General features: G+C 40.9%; 16 protein-coding genes. 8 read left to right on the top strand and 8 right to left on the bottom strand.

Annotation, left to right across the window (positions count from 1 at the left end):
• The first annotated feature begins 9 nt into the window (after positions 1–9).
• Entirely contained in the window at positions 10–1,326 is a 1,317-nt protein-coding gene (locus tag ACFQZX_RS00680) for a DUF4302 domain-containing protein (RefSeq protein WP_377110818.1), read from the top strand.
• Positions 1,327–1,541: 215 nt separating this feature from the next.
• Here the strand turns inward: ACFQZX_RS00680 and ACFQZX_RS00675 are convergent, their stop codons facing one another.
• A complete protein-coding gene (locus ACFQZX_RS00675; protein WP_377110817.1) occupies positions 1,542–1,724 on the bottom strand; it encodes a hypothetical protein in 183 nt (60 codons plus the stop codon).
• A 183-nt stretch (positions 1,725–1,907) separates the two neighbouring features.
• Here ACFQZX_RS00675 and ACFQZX_RS00670 point away from each other — a divergent pair, with 183 nt between their 5' ends.
• Both ACFQZX_RS00670 and ACFQZX_RS00665 read left to right on the top strand, forming a co-directional pair.
• On the top strand, positions 1,908–2,951 hold the full coding sequence (locus tag ACFQZX_RS00670) for an NAD(P)-dependent alcohol dehydrogenase (protein ID WP_377110816.1): 1,044 nt from the start codon (positions 1,908–1,910) through the stop codon (positions 2,949–2,951).
• A 105-nt stretch (positions 2,952–3,056) separates the two neighbouring features.
• Positions 3,057–3,644: a C40 family peptidase gene (locus ACFQZX_RS00665; protein ID WP_377110815.1), complete on the top strand. Its 588-nt coding sequence runs from the start codon at positions 3,057–3,059 to the stop codon at positions 3,642–3,644.
• Positions 3,645–3,741: 97 nt separating this feature from the next.
• Here ACFQZX_RS00665 and ACFQZX_RS00660 read toward each other — a convergent pair whose 3' ends face one another.
• Both ACFQZX_RS00660 and ACFQZX_RS00655 read right to left on the bottom strand, forming a co-directional pair.
• Positions 3,742–4,389, bottom strand: coding sequence for an START domain-containing protein (locus tag ACFQZX_RS00660; protein WP_377110814.1), 648 nt, complete (start codon positions 4,387–4,389; stop codon positions 3,742–3,744).
• 76 nt (positions 4,390–4,465) lie between these two features.
• Entirely contained in the window at positions 4,466–6,283 is a 1,818-nt protein-coding gene (locus ACFQZX_RS00655; protein WP_377110813.1) for a PAS domain-containing sensor histidine kinase, read from the bottom strand.
• Positions 6,284–6,634: 351 nt separating this feature from the next.
• Between ACFQZX_RS00655 and ACFQZX_RS00650 the strand changes: the two genes are divergently transcribed.
• Positions 6,635–8,068, top strand: a complete 1,434-nt coding sequence (locus ACFQZX_RS00650; RefSeq protein ID WP_377110812.1) for a DUF3943 domain-containing protein — start codon at positions 6,635–6,637, stop codon at positions 8,066–8,068.
• Positions 8,069–8,075: 7 nt separating this feature from the next.
• Here ACFQZX_RS00650 and ACFQZX_RS00645 read toward each other — a convergent pair whose 3' ends face one another.
• Together ACFQZX_RS00645 and ACFQZX_RS00640 are read right to left on the bottom strand one after the other, a co-directional pair.
• Positions 8,076–8,588, bottom strand: coding sequence for a DMP19 family protein (locus ACFQZX_RS00645; protein ID WP_377110811.1), 513 nt, complete (start codon positions 8,586–8,588; stop codon positions 8,076–8,078).
• A 14-nt stretch (positions 8,589–8,602) separates the two neighbouring features.
• Positions 8,603–9,016, bottom strand: a complete 414-nt coding sequence (locus ACFQZX_RS00640; protein WP_377110810.1) for an acyl-CoA thioesterase — start codon at positions 9,014–9,016, stop codon at positions 8,603–8,605.
• A gap of 203 nt (positions 9,017–9,219) precedes the next feature.
• On the opposite strand from ACFQZX_RS00640, the gene ACFQZX_RS00635 reads away from it, so the two are divergent.
• From ACFQZX_RS00635 to ACFQZX_RS00620, 4 genes are all read left to right on the top strand, one after another.
• Positions 9,220–10,944, top strand: a complete 1,725-nt coding sequence (locus ACFQZX_RS00635) for a M61 family metallopeptidase (protein ID WP_377110809.1) — start codon at positions 9,220–9,222, stop codon at positions 10,942–10,944.
• 309 nt (positions 10,945–11,253) lie between these two features.
• Positions 11,254–11,532, top strand: coding sequence for a 30S ribosomal protein S15 (gene rpsO / locus ACFQZX_RS00630; protein ID WP_095704830.1), 279 nt, complete (start codon positions 11,254–11,256; stop codon positions 11,530–11,532).
• 133 nt (positions 11,533–11,665) lie between these two features.
• Positions 11,666–13,807, top strand: a complete 2,142-nt coding sequence (pnp, locus tag ACFQZX_RS00625; protein WP_377110808.1) for a polyribonucleotide nucleotidyltransferase — start codon at positions 11,666–11,668, stop codon at positions 13,805–13,807.
• Positions 13,808–13,960: 153 nt separating this feature from the next.
• Positions 13,961–14,230 carry a hypothetical protein gene (locus tag ACFQZX_RS00620; RefSeq protein ID WP_377110807.1) on the top strand — a complete coding sequence of 90 codons (270 nt, stop codon included), beginning with the start codon at positions 13,961–13,963 and terminating at the stop codon, positions 14,228–14,230.
• On the opposite strand, the gene ACFQZX_RS00615 is transcribed toward ACFQZX_RS00620, so the two are convergent.
• The 3 genes from ACFQZX_RS00615 to ACFQZX_RS00605 are packed head-to-tail and all read right to left on the bottom strand — an operon-like array spanning position 14,227 to position 16,627.
• Positions 14,227–14,871, bottom strand: a complete 645-nt coding sequence (locus ACFQZX_RS00615; RefSeq protein WP_377110806.1) for a uridine kinase family protein — start codon at positions 14,869–14,871, stop codon at positions 14,227–14,229. The two genes, ACFQZX_RS00620 and ACFQZX_RS00615, sit on opposite strands and share 4 nt — an antisense overlap.
• The gene (locus ACFQZX_RS00610) at positions 14,864–15,844 is read right to left on the bottom strand and encodes a DPBB and LysM peptidoglycan-binding domain-containing protein (protein ID WP_377110805.1); all 981 of its coding nucleotides are present in this window, start codon (positions 15,842–15,844) and stop codon (positions 14,864–14,866) included. The genes ACFQZX_RS00615 and ACFQZX_RS00610 overlap by 8 nt, the downstream gene beginning before the upstream one ends.
• 21 nt (positions 15,845–15,865) lie before the next feature.
• Complete coding sequence (locus tag ACFQZX_RS00605; RefSeq protein ID WP_377110804.1) at positions 15,866–16,627, bottom strand: DUF4905 domain-containing protein; 762 nt, start codon at positions 16,625–16,627, stop codon at positions 15,866–15,868.
• Positions 16,628–16,714: the final 87 nt, after the last annotated feature.

Raw genomic sequence — 16,714 nt, 5'->3', positions numbered from 1 at the left:
AATAATAACATGAAAAAACTTTTAATATATATATCCCTTTCGCTGGCTTTGTTTACCAGTTGCAGAAAGGGACAGGTGGACCCTGCGCCGGGAGAGCGTCCTGAGGAGCGCACCGAGGCTAAACTAAAGGAGTATGAAACTGCGCTTACCGGGAGCAAAAATGGTTGGATAGGCTATCTGTATCCCCAGGGCGGTGGCGGTTTCTCGTTTTTTTTAAAATTTAATGATAAAAACCGGGTTACCATGCTGGCAGATATCAGTGATGAATCAACACAGAATGGATTTGAGAGCAGTTACCGTTTAAAATCTGTACTGGCGCCATCGTTATTGTTTGATACCTACAACTATATGCACATACTTGCAGATCCTACTCCTGAAGTTAATGGTGGTGTAGCCGGTTGGGGTTTATATTCTGACTTTGAATTTAGCTTCGAGGAAATAAAAGGTGATACAATTACTTTACATGGCAATTTGCTTGATAGTAAACTGATATTGATAAAAGCTACCGCACAACAGGAGGAAGCTTATAATAACAAGGTTCTTAACGTCCTTATTCATGATGTTTTGGATTATACTGATGCCAATACTAACTTGTTTGTACAACTGGGTGATGATACCAAAATACAGACTTCTATTAATATTGGTACCAAAGTGTTTACACTTAACTGGTTAAAAGATGGCGTAATATCTCAAAGTTCATCGGCATTTGCCTTTACACTTACAGGTATTACCTTACAGCAACCGGTTGAATATGAGGGTAAAAAGATTTATAACCTGACTTGGGATAGCACCAAAAAGGAGTTTTATGCCGAGGTGGACGGTAAAAAGGTTGTTATACAATCATCACCAACACCCATATTACCCCTGCACCTGCTTATTGGTGTAAGTTACAACAATATCATTGTGCCTGATGCAACAAATTATGCTGGCTGGGGTAGCGATTTTGTAACAAGGCGCGCACAAGCGGCCGCTGCCATGTTAGCTGGGCGTTACGGCTTGCGTATGGATAGGATGCAATGTGTCTTCGATACCTTTAGCAGCAAAATGACTATAACACTTGATATCTACCAGGGGCAAAACAAATTTTTGGCTGATTTCCCTTACAGTTATAGTAAGACAACAGATGGAGTGTACAAATTTACTGCCGCTAATTTGTCTGGCAATGCATCACTCATTAAAGATAATATGGCCCCGCTTACACAACAACGCCTTGATGTTGATCATTTTACGCTTGATTACTACATCAATTCGGCAAACGGCCAGATTTTAGGCCAGTTTAAAAGTGTGGAACATCCCGACTTTACCTTTACCGGTACTTTAAACTAAGAATTGTATATTCTAAACCTTATCACTTTAATGCCGCAAAACAGCCTCTTTAACGGAGGCTGTTTTTGCATTTATATGCTTATAGTAAACGGTTTAAGCACTTTTAAATAACTGACAATTAAAAAGTTTATGCCGCAGTGCCTTACAAGCTTGCCCGGTAGAAGAGATTGTCATTGAGCTTTCAATGTATTAAAGCAATCTACTTAAAAGCTCATCTATTCAAACCGGTCAATAATTGCATTGTCTCCCTCTTTTGAAACCTCATCGCGTTGCTCGTCGTCTGCATTGGCTATAGCATCCAAAATGTGGGTATGAATTTCAGATAGGTTGGGCTGATCTTTTGTAACATTTAATAATTGCTGTAGTTGCTCTTGGGTTACGTCAAATGATATTTTCATAAACAAAACCCTACAAAGCTTAAGCCAGTTTTCAATGCCTTAAGTGATATTAATTGGCACTTCTTACTTTTAAAAATACACATAATAATAACCAATTACTCATTATTGCATGAAGATTACATTTTTGCAGTCCGTTTGTATTAATATAGCATTACGAAAACTTACCTTTAAAAAACTAACTTTATGATTCAGGCTAAAGGATATGCAGCGCAAGACGCTCAGACTGATCTGGCACCGTGGGACTTCGACCGTCGGGAGGTTGGTCCTCATGATGTGCAATTTGATATTTTATACTGTGGCGTGTGCCACTCAGATCTTCACCAGATCAAAAATGATTGGTTTGAAGGCATTTTCCCGATGGTACCCGGCCATGAAATTGTAGGCCGTGTGGTAAAAGTGGGCGACCACGTTAAAAAATTTAAAGTAGGCGATCTGGCTGCTACAGGTTGCATGGTTGACTCTTGCCAGGTTTGCGAAAACTGTAAACAGGGTCTTGAGCAATATTGCCTTGAAGGCAATACCCAAACCTATAACAGCATGGAGCGTGATGGCTCGAGGCCTACTTACGGAGGCTACTCAAACACTATTGTAGTGCGCGAGGAGTTTGTACTGCATATTTCTGATAAATTGGATCTTGCCGCTACAGCACCTTTGCTGTGTGCTGGTATCACTACTTATTCGCCGTTAAAGCACTGGAAAGTTGGTACAGGGCATAAACTTGCAGTATTAGGCCTTGGCGGCCTTGGGCACATGGCAGTAAAATTTGGTGTTGCCTTTGGTGCCGATGTAACGGTATTAAGCACATCGCCAAATAAGGAAGAAGACGCCAGGAAACTGGGCGCACACCATTTTGTAGTAACTAAAGACCCCGAGCAAGTTAAAGCCGCTAAAGGTACCTTCGATTTTATTTTAGATACCGTTTCAGCACCGCATGATTTTAATATGTACCTGTCGCTGTTAAAAACTAACGGTACCATGATCTGTGTTGGCGTTCCGCCCGAGCCAGCTCAGGTAGCTGCCTTTAGTTTGCTGGATGGCCGTAAAAGCCTTGCCGGATCAGGCATCGGGGGTATACCTGAAACTCAGGAGATGCTTGATTTCTGCGCAGAGCATAATATCGTGTCTGACATCGAACTTATAGATATCAAAGATATCACAAATGCTTATGAGCGGATGCTTAAAGGAGATGTGCGCTACCGCTTTGTGATTGATATGGCTACTTTATAAGTGTTTATTGTTTTATACTAAGGCGGGTAATTGAAAAGTTGCCCGCCTTTTTTTGTTTAAGGCACACGGTCAAACTAAAATCGCTTTGGTATTGTATCTATATTTATGCGATATAAATACCTGTTATTATTTGTATTAGGGTTATGTGCCAGTTGCGGCGAACCGCGCAGGCCCGATTATGTGATTACCCAAACAGGCGATACCGTAATCGGCGGAAAGCGCGATACCTTACCATCAGCCATACCCGATAGCGCAGGGTATTTTACCAAAGTGCCCATAGGTAATCTTTGCCCTGAACAACTTGTGACGTTTGCAAATACACTTAAAGGCACTCCTTATAAGTACGCATCTACCGACCCTGCCGAGGGGTTTGATTGTTCCGGCTTTATCACTTATGTTTTTAACCACTTTGGTATAAAAGTACCGCGCCGCTCATTTGATTTTGTGCATGTTGATCATGAAGTGAAGATCAGTAATGCAAAACCCGGCGACCTGATATTATTTACCGGTACCGATAGTACCGACAGGGAAGTAGGCCACATGGGTATAGTTGTATCCAAGCCTGGTGATACTGTATCTTTTATACATTCTACATCAGGCAAAGGAAAAGGTGTAGTTATAACTCCATTTAATAGTTACTATGCCGGCAGGTATGTGAAAACTATACGCATATTTCCTCAAAACGACAGATAAAGCAGTTTATCAGCCAATAACAAATAATTTCTGAATAAACCCGGGTAATGACAGAAAAAGAAAAAATGATAGCGGGAAAGCTTGAATATACTACAAATCAGTAATTGACTATAAACGGCAGGGTTGCATTCGCATACTTTGGCTTTTTAAGCTGCGCTCTTAAGCCCTTAAAACTTTGTGTAGGGCCCTCTGATGCAAACATGTTTACCAACCATGCAGGCAGGCTGCCTGCCGGGTTTACATGCAATGTATAAACCACTTTAACCTGATTTTTGGTAACAGGGGTGATGATCCACTTGCCGGTTGATTCGGTAACACGTACAATACCATTTTTGGGTGGCATAAGGCCATTTACTGCCGGGCCATCAACAGTTACAATCTTGGTTTCCGCATCCTGATGTGCCGTAAGATGTGCTATAAAGTCACGGTTAGATGCTGGCCAGGGCAGGCTCACTTCAGAGTAATAGTAAACTTCTGCAGGAGATGGTTGTTTAAGCAATTTGACAGATTTGGTATGATAAACCCATTCGGTACAGGTATTTACATCAAGCAAAACAGCCACAATTTGCGATAGGCTGGCATCATAATCACACTCAACCTTTAGCGCTTTAAATTTAGAATCGGCCACAGTAGCCGTATAAATCTTAATGCCATCAGTGTTGGATTTTAATGCCCATTGGTTTTGTGCAAATGTGCTATGGAGGCTTAACAATATTAACAGGAGTGACAAAGTGTTTCTTAACATATTGCAAATTACAGCTCAAAATTAGTCACATGCTGCAAATCGTTTGTCATTACGAAAACATAAAAAGGTGTTTTATTTAATCCAGGGGTAAGGTAAACCAAAATGTGCTTCCACGGCCGGCCTCGCTGTTTACACCTATTTTTCCGCTGTGTCGTTCTACAATCTCGGCACTGATATATAAGCCCAAACCCAGGCCCGAGTATTGTAAACCGGTAGAATCTACTCGGTAATAACGTTCAAACAAATGTGGGATCTTATCATAAGGTATACCTTCACCAAAATCCTGTACTGATATTTTGAGTGTTTTGCTGCGCTTGGCAATATCTATTATGATTTGTTTTGAATGCTGCGCGTATTTAACAGCATTATTCACAAAGTTAACTACAACCTGCTCAATTTTTTGCTTATCGGCATTAACTGTAACATTCTTATCTCCATTTATAATGATCTCATGATCGCCTGCTAAACGCACATAATCACAGCTTTCGTTTATCATATCAGCAACATTAAACGACGATTTTACCAGATCGAGATGGCCGCTGCTGATCCGGGAAACATTAAGCAGGCTTTCTACAAGATGCTGCATCTTATTTAAACTGGAGTTTGATTTTTCTACAAACACGGATACTGTTTGCGGATTGCCATTTGTTTTGATCAACTTATCCAATATCTGGATAGAGGCTTTAAGGGATGTCATTGGCGTTTTTAACTCATGACTGGCAACGCTGATAAAATCGTCCTTTTGTTGCTGCAGTCGTTTAAACTCAGTAATATCCAGTACAGTCCCCAGCATACGTACAGGCTTGTTTTCCTGATCGAAATACACTTTTGCCTGCACACGTATCCAGTGTAAAGAATCGTCGGGATGAATTATGCGCGCCTCATAATATAGCTTACCGCTTTTAAAGGCTTCTTCGTGTGCGTTATCCCGTATGTTTTTGTCATCTGTATGTATAGCATCCAGCAGCATCCGGTGGGGCACAGGTACATCAAACCCAAAAATATGATTGAATCGGTCTGATGTTACAGTTTGCTGGGTAAGTATATTATAATCAAACGTTCCAATTTCGGCTGCCTCTATGGCAAGCCTGTTACGCTCTTCAATATCTTCTATATTACGGCGTACAACCACTTTGTCGGTAACATCTATGGCTATAACCATAACCGCATTGATCAGGCCGTCAAAATGTCGTACAGGCTCATATACAAAATCAACAAAAACAACTTCCGGTAAGCCGTTGCGTACCAATATCAGCTCCGCCTCTTTTGCCACATAAGGGATACCGGTGGTAATAACGCTATCCATTATTGGCGCATACCATTCTTTGGCTTCGGGCACAGCATCCCATATATTACGGCCTTCTACTTCTTTGCGATTTTTCCCAACAAGCTCAAGGTATGATTCATTCACAACGTCCACTATCAGATCGGCGGAACGTATAATACATATACCTACAGGGGCTTGGCGAACCAGGTTATATAAGGCCATACGGCTTTCTTCGAGTTCCTGTTTGGCGCGTTCAAGGTCGGTAACCTCGGTATTAAAAGCTGCTACCCCGTAAATTTTGCCCGCCCCATTTCGCATAGGCAGGTAGGTGAATTTATAGTAAAAGGTTTCTAACCCTCCATTTATCATAATATCTACCCTTGCAATATCGCTGTGGTAAGGAATGCCCGTATGATAAACACCCTGCAGGTAACCTAAAAAAGGCTGGTCGTGCAGTTCGGGTAAAGCTTCAGAAAAGGTTTTACCAATTACTGATCTGTCTCGGCCCCATGCTTTTAAGGTAGCATCATTGGCCACGGTAATAATCATATCCTCGCCTGAACATAAATAAACCGGGAAAGGCGATAAATTAACAATATCGCGAAAAGTGTCTTCAGTTGGCTCCAAGTGGTATATGAGTGATTTAAATGCGCAGTTATAACTTGCCCTCTCAAAAATAAAAAACTTTGGTTAACCTTAAATACCGATTAGATTTTATTAGAAATAAAATTATTTAATTAAATATTGACTAATGCTGTTGCACTACCTAAAGGGCAGTCTGGATATGCTTATACTGAGTTTTGATCAATTTATACAGCTATTGAAAGGCAAAACGCTGATCAGCAGTTTAAAGATGGCAAAGGCTGAAAAATGACAATTTTAGTAAAACTATTTTAAGCAAATGTGATTATAGTGATTTGAAGCCTTAACAATAAGGATACGTTTTGTTTTTGGTGATTTAACCTAACTTTACATATATTGAAATCAATACTAAGCCGATCAATTGTTCTGTTATTAGGTGGCATTATTTATTTTACAGCAGATGCCTTTGCACAAACCGCACAAGATGCAAAAAAGTTAATTGTAGATACAGTGCCGCCGGTTATAAGGCAACGCACACCTTTTTTTGGACCGGTACCGCCTAAAACAAAGCGCTTTGGCCGGGCAGCGGCCGAGTGGGGGCTGGCTCAGGTTATCCCTTTTAGTTACAACAGGTTCATTGCAGACGCGCCTTATGCAAGGGTAACAGGATCAACCATCGCACGTAATTTAAACCCTGGTAGTTGGTCGTGGGATAAAGATATATTTCGTACTAATCAATTCGGCCATCCCTACCAGGGCAGTCTCTATTTTAGTTCTTTCCGCAGCAATGGGTATAATTTCTGGCAATCTGTACCGGCTGCTGTTGCGGGCAGCTACTTTTGGGAAACTTTTGGAGAAAACGAAAGGCCATCACCTAACGACTTTATAAATACCAGCTTTGGAGGGATAGTGTTAGGGGAGATGAGTTATCGTCTGTCTAATAAAATTGTAAATAACCGGCATAGGGGCTTTGGCCGGCAGATGGAGGAAATAGCTGCATTTTTAGCCAACCCGATGAATGGCCTTAACCGTTTACTTGATGGCCGTTGGGGCAAGGTATACGGCAATCCGCGCGACAGGGATTCTTCGCAGGTATCGGCAGAATTTGATTTGGGTGCGCGTCGATTTAGTAGTATAACAGGTAATGGCAACGGTGATGGTAAAACCGGCTGGTTTGGCAGGGCCAAACTAATGTATGGTAACCGCTATAAAGATTATCGTACGCCCTTTAGTAATATTTTTATTAATGTTGAAGTAGGGCAGGATGATAGTTCGCTTGTTAACTTACTAAGCGTATATGGTTCACTCGCAGGCTGGGAAATCAAATCAAGTAAGTCGCTGCAACATTTGGTAATATTATCCGCCAATTATGATTACATCAGTAATGAGGCCTTCTTCTACGGCGCGCAAAGTGTAAAGGCCAATTTATTCTCTGCGTTTGATATCAGCAAAAAAATAACGGTAAATACAAACGTAGGGGCGGGCCCGGTATTATTGGCTGCTGTGCCCAATACTTACATGTCTAACGGGCGCAATTACGATTATACCTCCGGGTTCAGCATCAACGGGGGAGCAAGTCTGGACGTCATAAATAAATTTTTTGCAAGCATTAATTATCGCGGCGGATGGCTTTATACGGTCAATGGTAATAAGTCGCATTATTTTTTACATACTGTAACCAGCGAGGTACGCTATGCATTTAACAAAAGTTTGTCATTGGCTGCAGAGCCTGGTTATTTCTTTTTGAGGGGCAAGTATGATGTGCATGACCCTGTAAATAAGCGCTACCCATACCTGCGTATTTCTACAAGATATTCTGTTGATTTTTAAAAATAGTTTATATTAAACGCACAAATTGTTCGGGATTTTGCTTTGCATATTGCTCAATCAAATCCATTGTGTTGTCATGTAGCTCATTATACAGCTGATCCAGCCTGTAATAAGCAGGTAGTTTCTTGTAAATTTCACTAATGTCACAATTGCTGAATAATCTTTGATTTTGCAAATATTCTGCATCGGCCTTTTTTAATAAGCTTGCAAGTTTTTGGTCATTTATTAAGTCAATGCCACTTAATATAGCCGCTAAATACTTATGGTATCCATTAGCATAAAATTGTATAAAACCTCCGTTTGTTACCTGAGCATCTAAATACCAAAAGAAGTAAAGGCATTTTTGACCTGGCGAAAATCGCTTGGTAAGTTCTGTTTCGTCTTGCCCAGGTTCTAATATGTCAATTGCCGACAATAATTCCCAGCCTAATTCCCAACCCTTGAGCTTGTTAAACGTAATTTTATCAAACTCAGGTTGTAAATGATTATCTGGATTAAATGTGTGATAATGGTTTTCCATGGCTCTAAACTTCACTATATCCCATAATGCTCAATAACATCTTCCGGTATTTTTACACCGCGCCCGGTTTGCATATCAATCATTACATAATCAAAATAGCCGTCGCAGCAAACTTTTCCGGTGGCCTTGCTGGTTAAGGTAAAGGCAACACGGCAACCTTTGTCATTAATTTTTTCGATGCCGGTGCGTACAGTAAAATACTCACCCATAGTAAGGGCTCGCTTATAATCAACATGCGCGGTACGTACTACCCAGCCAAAACCGCGTTGCATAAACTTTTCCATGCTCATGCCGTAAAAGCGGTCCATTTGCTCATAACGTGCGGCCAGCACATAGTCAAAGTATTTGCTGTTATGCACATGCTGAAACATGTCAATATCATCCGGGCGTACACGGTGTTCGGTTTCAAAGGTGCTATAAACGGTCATACATAAAGGGTTTTAATTGGATTTTGCAAATGTATCATTAACAACCGCTACATCAAATCTGTTACGCTGCTACGAAAAAAAGTATAGTGTTTTTATATATATTCGTAAAACCCTTGATTTAAATGGATATACGCTACAAAATTGTTCTTATTGGGTGCCTGTTATTTAATGGTTTACTTTTCGCACAACAAAAGCCTGTCAACATGCAATACGCTGTCAGCATGGAAAAGGCAGCTGATCACCTTTATCACGTAGAATTAAGCAGTACCAGCCCAGGCGAAGTGTTGGATTATAAAATGTGCGTTTGGACGCCCGGTTATTACCAGATAATTGATTACGCAGGTGCCGTGCAAAATTTTACAGTAACCAATGCTGAGGGTACAGCCCTTAAGTTTGATAAGCCTGATAAAAACACATGGCGGGTTTATAATACAACTAAAGGCCCGGTTAAAATAAGCTACGATGTTAAAGCCGTAGTAAATTTTGTAGGTAACATTTACTTAGATGAAACCAAGGGTTATATTACACCTGGCGGATTATTTATGTATCTGGATAAGGAACTACGCAACCCGGTAACCATACAAATGAAGCCTTACAGTAAATGGAGCAACCTGGTTGCTACCGGCCTTGATACCATTGCCGGCAAATACCATACGTTTAAAGCAGACGATTTTGATGTGCTATACGATAGCCCATTTTTGATGGGGGAGTTAGAGAGCCTTCCGCCGTTTACGGTAGACAACAAGCCCCACAATTTTATTGGTTATCATTTGCCTGAGTTTGACAGGCAGGCCTTTATGAACGATCTGCATAAGATAGTAAAAACAGGGAGTGACATAATAGGTGAGGTGCCTTATACGCACTATACTTTTTTGTCGATAGGCCAGGGTGGTGGCGGTATCGAGCACCTTAACTCTACTTCGCTTAGCTTTAGTGGCGGCGAAGGTTTTAACTCGCCGGAAGCCCGTAAAAAGCTGTATAACTTTATAGCACACGAGTATTTTCACCATTATAATGTTAAGCGCATAAGGCCGATAGAGCTTGGCCCGTTTGATTACTCAAAAGAGAACCACACGAACATGCTATGGGTAAGCGAAGGGTTTACTGTTTATTATGAATACCTGATTGTGCGCCATGCAGGCTTAATGACGGAGGATGATATGCTGGCTGATTTTCAGGGAAATTTGCGTAACTATGAAAATCAGCCTGGGCATTTGTATCAATCGGCTACACAGGCAAGCTATAATACCTGGGGCGACGGGCCTAACGGGCGCGTGAACGATGATTTCAACAAAACCATATCTTATTACGATAAAGGCCCTATCTTGGGTTTGATGCTTGATTTTAACATCAGGCATGCTACTAAAAATAAAAAAACGATTGATGATGTAATGCGTTTGCTTTATTATAAATACTACAAGCAGCAAAAACGCGGTTTTACGGAGCAGGAATTTCGTAATGAATGCGAAAAGATAGCCGGAACAAAAATGCCGGAGCTTTTTGAGTATGCAGCTACCGTTAAACCGCCCGATTATCCAAAATATTTTGCTTACGGCGGCTTGGCGGTAGACACAGTTACCCAAACTTTACCCGGCGCTTGGCTTGGTATTACTACAAGGCTAATAAACGATACACTAACTATTGCAGCCGTTGATTATCAATCACCTGCTTTTAACAAAGGTATACGCAGGAGGAGTAAACTACTTACTATCGGGGGTAAACCTGCTACAAGGGAAACCTTTGGCGAGATAACTCAAACCAGGAAGCCGGGTGACAGTGTGGTGTTAGGTATTGAAAAAGACGGCGTAAAGCAGGATGTAATCCTTACTCTTGCCCAAAAGCGCGAAAAAAGCTTTAAAATTACCCGCCTCCCTAATCCAGATGCGTTACAAGCCGCTATTTATAAAAGCTGGATGGAAGGGAAATAGTGAGGAGAAAGTGGAATAGTGAATACCTTAACTTTAAAAGTTGATACTTACATTAAGTTGAATTTAAAGCTTAGCTTTTTAGAATTTAGAGTTTAGCATTTTTAAGATTCAGAGTTTTATTATTTAGAGTTTACTATTTTTAGGATTTAGAGTTTAGCATTTTAGAGTTTAGTATTTTTTAGGATTTAGAGTTTAGCATTTAGCATTTAGTATTTGAAGCAGCCTTTACTAAACTTGCAACTAAGCAATAAAAGAATTACCTTTGCACCACAATTAATTAATTATACACGCTTTAATATTATTCAGGTAATGTATTTAAGTAAAGAAGCAAAGGCAGAGATTTTTGCAAAACATGGTAAAGGCGCAACCGACACAGGTTCGGCCGAAGGACAGGTAGCATTGTTTACTACCCGCATCGCACATTTAACTGGTCACTTGAAAAACAACAAAAAAGATTTTTCAACTCAGTTATCACTGCAGAAACTGGTAGGGAAACGTCGTGCTTTATTGGCATACCTTTACAACAAAGACATTGAAAGATATCGTGCTATCATCAAAGCGTTACAGCTAAGGGATATCATTAAATAACTTTTCTTGGAAAAAAATAAAAAGCCGTCCGCCTTGTTTGGATGGCTTTTTTACTTTTGAAACAAATTTACATACACACATAAAAAAACCGGTATGTTCCCGAAGATGAAAAGCATACCACAACAAAAACAAGATGAGTTTAAACGTAATTAAAAAGGTTATCGATTTAGGTGATGGCCGCACCATTGAGATTGAGACCGGTAAACTGGCCAAACAAGCAGATGGCTCTGTAGTAGTAAAAATGGGTGATACCATGTTGCTGGCTACCGTAGTGTCATCGCCAGAAGCGAAAGAGGGAGTTGATTTTTTGCCCCTTTCAGTAGATTATCAGGAAAAATACGCTGCCACCGGGCGCATTCCGGGTGGATTTTTACGCCGTGAGGCACGCCTTTCAGACTATGAGGTTTTGATCTCGCGTTTGGTTGACCGTGCGTTACGCCCTATGTTCCCTGAAGATTATCATGCTGATACACAAGTTATGATCAGCCTGATCAGTGCCGATAAAGATATCATGCCTGATGCGCTTGCCGGCTTAGCAGCTTCTGCTGCCCTTGCTGTATCTGATATTCCGTTCAACGGGCCAATATCTGAAGTGCGTGTAGCTAAAATAAACGGCGAGCTGGTGATTAACCCGCGTCTTAGCGAGTTAGAGAACGCAACGCTTGAATTTATCGTAGCCGGTAATGAGCACGACATCAACATGGTTGAGGGCGAAAGTGCCGAGATCCAGGAAGAAGAACTGGTTGAAGCTATCAAATTTGCTCATACAGCTATCAAAATTCAGTGCCTTGCCCAAAAAGAGCTTACTATAGAAACCGGCAAAACCGAAAAGCGTGTTTATAATCACGAGCACAGCAACGAAGAGCTTAGTAAAGCTATTTATGCGGCTACTTATCAGCAAGTTTACGATATCGCCTCATCTGCTTCTGCAAAAGAAGAACGTGCCGCTAAATTTAAAGCAGTACGTGATGCTTACATAGAAACCTTGGGCGAGATAGATGATATCACAAAATCGTTAGCCAAAAAATACTATCACGATGTTGAGTATGATGCTATCCGTAACCTCGTGTTAGATGAGGGTAAACGCCTTGATGGACGCTCTACCACTCAAATCCGCCCTATCTGGAGCGAAGTAGGTTACCTGCCATCTGCGCACGGTTCGGCAATCTTCACCCGTGGCGAAACCCAATCTTTAACCACTGTTACATTGGGTGCCAAGGATGACGAGCAAATGATTGATGGTGCCTTTATTAATGGTTACCAAAAATTCTTACTGCATTATAACTTCCCGGGTTTTTCAACCGGTGAGGTACGCCCTAACCGTGGTGCAGGCCGCCGCGAGATAGGCCATGGTAACCTGGCTATGCGTTCGTTAAAACGCGTATTACCAAGCGCAGATGAAAATCCGTATACTATCCGTGTGGTATCTGATATCCTGGAGTCAAACGGTTCTTCGTCTATGGCCACAGTTTGTGCGGGTACTTTAGCTTTGATGGATGCGGGCGTTAAAATTACTGCCCCGGTATCTGGTATCGCCATGGGTTTGATCACCAACGAAATGGGGACAAAACATGCCATTTTATCAGATATATTGGGTGATGAAGATCACTTAGGTGATATGGATTTTAAAGTGACCGGTACTGCAAAAGGTATTGTTGCCGTACAGATGGACCTTAAAATAAACGGACTATCGTACGAAGTATTGGCTGAAGCCTTAAACCAGGCTAAAGATGGCCGTTTACACATACTTGGCGAAATGGCTAAAACCATTAAAGAGCCACGTGCCGATTATAAACCTCATGCTCCGCGCATTGTTACCATTAAAATAGATAAAGAGTTTATTGGCGCAGTTATTGGCCCGGGTGGTAAGATCATTCAGGAAATGCAGCGCGAAACAGGTGCAACTATCTCTATAGAAGAGGTTAATAACGTCGGTATAGTACAAATATTCGCTGATAACAAAGCTTCTATTGATGCTGCCCTTGGCCGCATACGTGCTATAGCTTCAAAACCTGAAGTAGGTGAGATATATGAAGGTAAGGTTAAATCTATTATGCCTTTTGGTGCATTTGTTGAGATTATGCCGGGTAAAGACGGTTTGTTACATATCTCTGAAATAGACCATAAACGTTTTGAAAGTATGGATGGTATTTTTCAGGTAGGTGACGAAGTACGTGTGAAATTGCTGGATATTGATAAGCAAGGAAAACTTAAATTATCGCGCAAAGCACTGCTGCCTAAACCAGAAGCTAAAAAGCCAACTGAGAATAATTAATTTAAGATGTTTTATATTGCAAAGCCCTCTGAATGAGGGTTTTGCTTTTTAAATTAAAAAAGATAAAAAAAGCCGAAACAAAACTTAAGTATTAGTTGTTCGGACAATTAGAGAAACTATGTCTTAGAAATAAAAGCCGGTCCCTAATTGAAAATGATGTCTACTCCAAATGGCCCTTTAGATTTTCTCAATGATACAAAGGGGATACAGAACGGGACACAAACCGATTTGATCCAAAAGTTATTATATGAAATTATAAGGGTTAAAGAACTTATTGCTTATTATGACTCTATCCCCAACGGGGCTGGGCAACTGGGCTCGTCCATACTTAATGAGCTGGTGACTGAAGCTTATAACTCTCTTGTCAACTACGATACTGTACTGATGCGCAAATATTACGAGCTATTGCTCAATTGCGATTAAGAAACATCTCCTAATACAGTCTCACGCAACTCCTGCGAAATTTCATCGGTTATTTTAATAATGTCAGCTGCATTTTGTGTGTTGTTCAGCACAATCATGTCGCAGTTATCTCTGTGAGGCAGCAGATACTCTTTATAAGCCGGCACAACATGATTAACCCATTTATAGTGTACATCTTCATGCGAATAGCCACGCTCATACAAATCACGTTTGAGGCGGCGCTGTAAGGCTATTTCTTCGTCGGCATCAATAAAAATGGTCATATCCAAAACTTCTGCGATCTTTTCAAAGTGAAGGATAAAAAGGCCTTCAACAATGATAATCGGAGCAGGCTTTATTTCAAGTAGTTTTGGCTTGGCATCCGTGTTATTAAAAGTATATTCTAATTTTTGAAACGATTCGTTATTCAGTAGTTTAAATATGTCACTTTCAAAATGCTCATGATCAATGGTTGAGGGCAGATCAAAGTTGTATAGCTTATTCTCCTCTTTGGTCATGGTGTGGCCAACTGGATGATAATAATCATCCTGAGACACCAGGCTAACTTCATCTGCAGTAAAATGCTCTAAGAAACATTTTAAAAAGAAGGTCTTGCCAGAGCCGCTTCCGCCGGCAATACCAATAACGTATGGTTTATTCATTAGGGGTGCCGTAGCTGATGTTAACATGAAAACGTTTGTCAAGGGCTCCTAACGCATCGGCAACGTTTTTAGTCATAACTATAATAGCATCTCTGGTCGATTCTGTATCTGTAAACCTGCCTACAACTTTAGCAAAGGTTGTTTTACCATTCATAGGGTTAGTTATTCGCATAACAGTGCCTATAGGGGCAGTACGATGTAAGATCAGCTTTTTATTGGGGTCAAGGCTTGCATCATCAATCCAGGTGGCAACTCCTTTCTCATTTTTCTCGAATAAACCGTAACGCGGGCTTGTTAAATTGCGGTTCAGGCTATCAGGTGCCACATAAGTTGAATCGCGTTTAACAGTATCCGCCTCTCTGTTTGCAAGAGGTGCGGGAGCGGGTGGTGGAGGCGCAGTAACACCGTTTGGTACTTGTAACACCTGGCCCGGCACTAAATTGGTAGATGTTAATTTATTTAAGCTCGTAATGGCATCCACAGTTGTATTGAAACGTTTGGCTATGGCATATAAAGTTTCATGAGCGGATACTTTGTATTCCTGGGTTGTTGCGGAAGCTGGAGTTGTTTGTGCCGGAGTTGTATCGGCGCCTTTAGGTTTGTTAGCAGCCTGTTGCTGAGGTGTAGTGGTAACTGTAGTGGATGCAGGAGCGTTTACCTGTGTTTGCGGTGCTTTTTGCGCTGGTGTTGGCACAGGTTTAACCGTTTCTACAAAAGAACGCTCAGTGGGTACCTTAATAATATTGCCAATACGCATACTGGCATTGTTATTAAATTGCTGTATTACCTTGGGGCTAACACCGTATTTACGGCCTAATGAATAGTAGTTATCTTTTGGGTCCAGTTTGTGCAAAATTACTTTTTTGCCATTGTTGTTCTCTATCCCCACAGAGTCTGCCGGCATTGCAATTGCAAACAAAGGGGTAGAGAAGGTGAACAACATAGCTGATAGTAACAGTTTCTTTAATCTCATAATGTATTTAAATACAGTTATTTATATTTTCAAGGCCTTAAGGATGGTCTTGTTTTGTATGTAAACCAGTGTGTTATTATGTATAACAAACGCCTCGGGCTGCAATTTTTGTATGTCGCTGTTCAATAAATCATGGTATACAACGATAGTTTCTTTTAAAATGTAAAGTTGCTGCTGCAGTAGTCCGTTTTTAAGAGTGTGCAAAGATACAATTCTATATATATTATGGTCCAGGTAATGTACCATATTTCCAAATGGTTCTTCGGGTAAAATGCCCGGTAGCATTTCGGCAGGCTTGTATATATCAGGTATGACTATCTGCACATCCAAAGGTTTATCAATAGTGTCATTAAAAAGACGGATAATTTTGCCTGTGGTTGCATCTAAAATATATAGCTTTTTAGGTTGTATAGCCGTGTAATATACGGCAGGCCCGTTTACAGTCAGATGATCGAAGGCGATGCTATAGTTGCTCCATAGCTCCGTTCCTGTCTTTGCATCAACGGCAACAATAGCCTTATGCTCCGGTCCCGATTCATGTTTATAGTAATGCAGCAATAGTATCCCATCATGTACCGCCTCAATGCCTGCAAGCCAGCGTTCGGGTAGGGCAAAGGCTGTAAAATACACTTCGCCCTGGGATAGATCGATTGAAGCAAAGCTTACCTGCTTGTCCTTTTCATTACGTATTTCTATTGCCAGTATGTCTTTGCTGTCGTCAATAAGCAGGCGCCAAATGGTGCCTTCAAATAACTGTGAAATATACGGTTGGAACATTGTCATTATGTGTACAAATATGTTTATTTAAATTAAAACCTGCTACCTTTGATAAACAATGCCCACGAGGGGCTGTTATCACCTAAAAACACA

The organism is Mucilaginibacter litoreus, from assembly GCF_042676805.1.
GTDB lineage: Bacteria > Bacteroidota > Bacteroidia > Sphingobacteriales > Sphingobacteriaceae > Mucilaginibacter > Mucilaginibacter litoreus.
Note: the sequence above shows the minus strand (reverse complement) of the source record. Positions and strands in the feature narration are given on the sequence as shown.

What these genes read in the sequence shown, in the direction of transcription:
- ACFQZX_RS00680 (WP_377110818.1), top strand. Translation starts at nt 10, where the DNA reads ATGAAAAAACTTTTAATATATATATCCCTTTCGCTGGCTTTGTTTACC.
- ACFQZX_RS00675 (WP_377110817.1), bottom strand. Translation starts at nt 1,724, where the DNA reads ATGAAAATATCATTTGACGTAACCCAAGAGCAACTACAGCAATTATTA.
- ACFQZX_RS00670 (WP_377110816.1), top strand. Translation starts at nt 1,908, where the DNA reads ATGATTCAGGCTAAAGGATATGCAGCGCAAGACGCTCAGACTGATCTG.
- ACFQZX_RS00665 (WP_377110815.1), top strand. Translation starts at nt 3,057, where the DNA reads ATGCGATATAAATACCTGTTATTATTTGTATTAGGGTTATGTGCCAGT.
- ACFQZX_RS00660 (WP_377110814.1), bottom strand. Translation starts at nt 4,389, where the DNA reads ATGTTAAGAAACACTTTGTCACTCCTGTTAATATTGTTAAGCCTCCAT.
- ACFQZX_RS00645 (WP_377110811.1), bottom strand. Translation starts at nt 8,588, where the DNA reads ATGGAAAACCATTATCACACATTTAATCCAGATAATCATTTACAACCT.
- ACFQZX_RS00640 (WP_377110810.1), bottom strand. Translation starts at nt 9,016, where the DNA reads ATGACCGTTTATAGCACCTTTGAAACCGAACACCGTGTACGCCCGGAT.
- ACFQZX_RS00635 (WP_377110809.1), top strand. Translation starts at nt 9,220, where the DNA reads ATGCAATACGCTGTCAGCATGGAAAAGGCAGCTGATCACCTTTATCAC.
- rpsO (WP_095704830.1), top strand. Translation starts at nt 11,254, where the DNA reads ATGTATTTAAGTAAAGAAGCAAAGGCAGAGATTTTTGCAAAACATGGT.
- pnp (WP_377110808.1), top strand. Translation starts at nt 11,666, where the DNA reads ATGAGTTTAAACGTAATTAAAAAGGTTATCGATTTAGGTGATGGCCGC.
- ACFQZX_RS00620 (WP_377110807.1), top strand. Translation starts at nt 13,961, where the DNA reads ATGATGTCTACTCCAAATGGCCCTTTAGATTTTCTCAATGATACAAAG.
- ACFQZX_RS00615 (WP_377110806.1), bottom strand. Translation starts at nt 14,871, where the DNA reads ATGAATAAACCATACGTTATTGGTATTGCCGGCGGAAGCGGCTCTGGC.
- ACFQZX_RS00610 (WP_377110805.1), bottom strand. Translation starts at nt 15,844, where the DNA reads ATGAGATTAAAGAAACTGTTACTATCAGCTATGTTGTTCACCTTCTCT.
- ACFQZX_RS00605 (WP_377110804.1), bottom strand. Translation starts at nt 16,627, where the DNA reads ATGACAATGTTCCAACCGTATATTTCACAGTTATTTGAAGGCACCATT.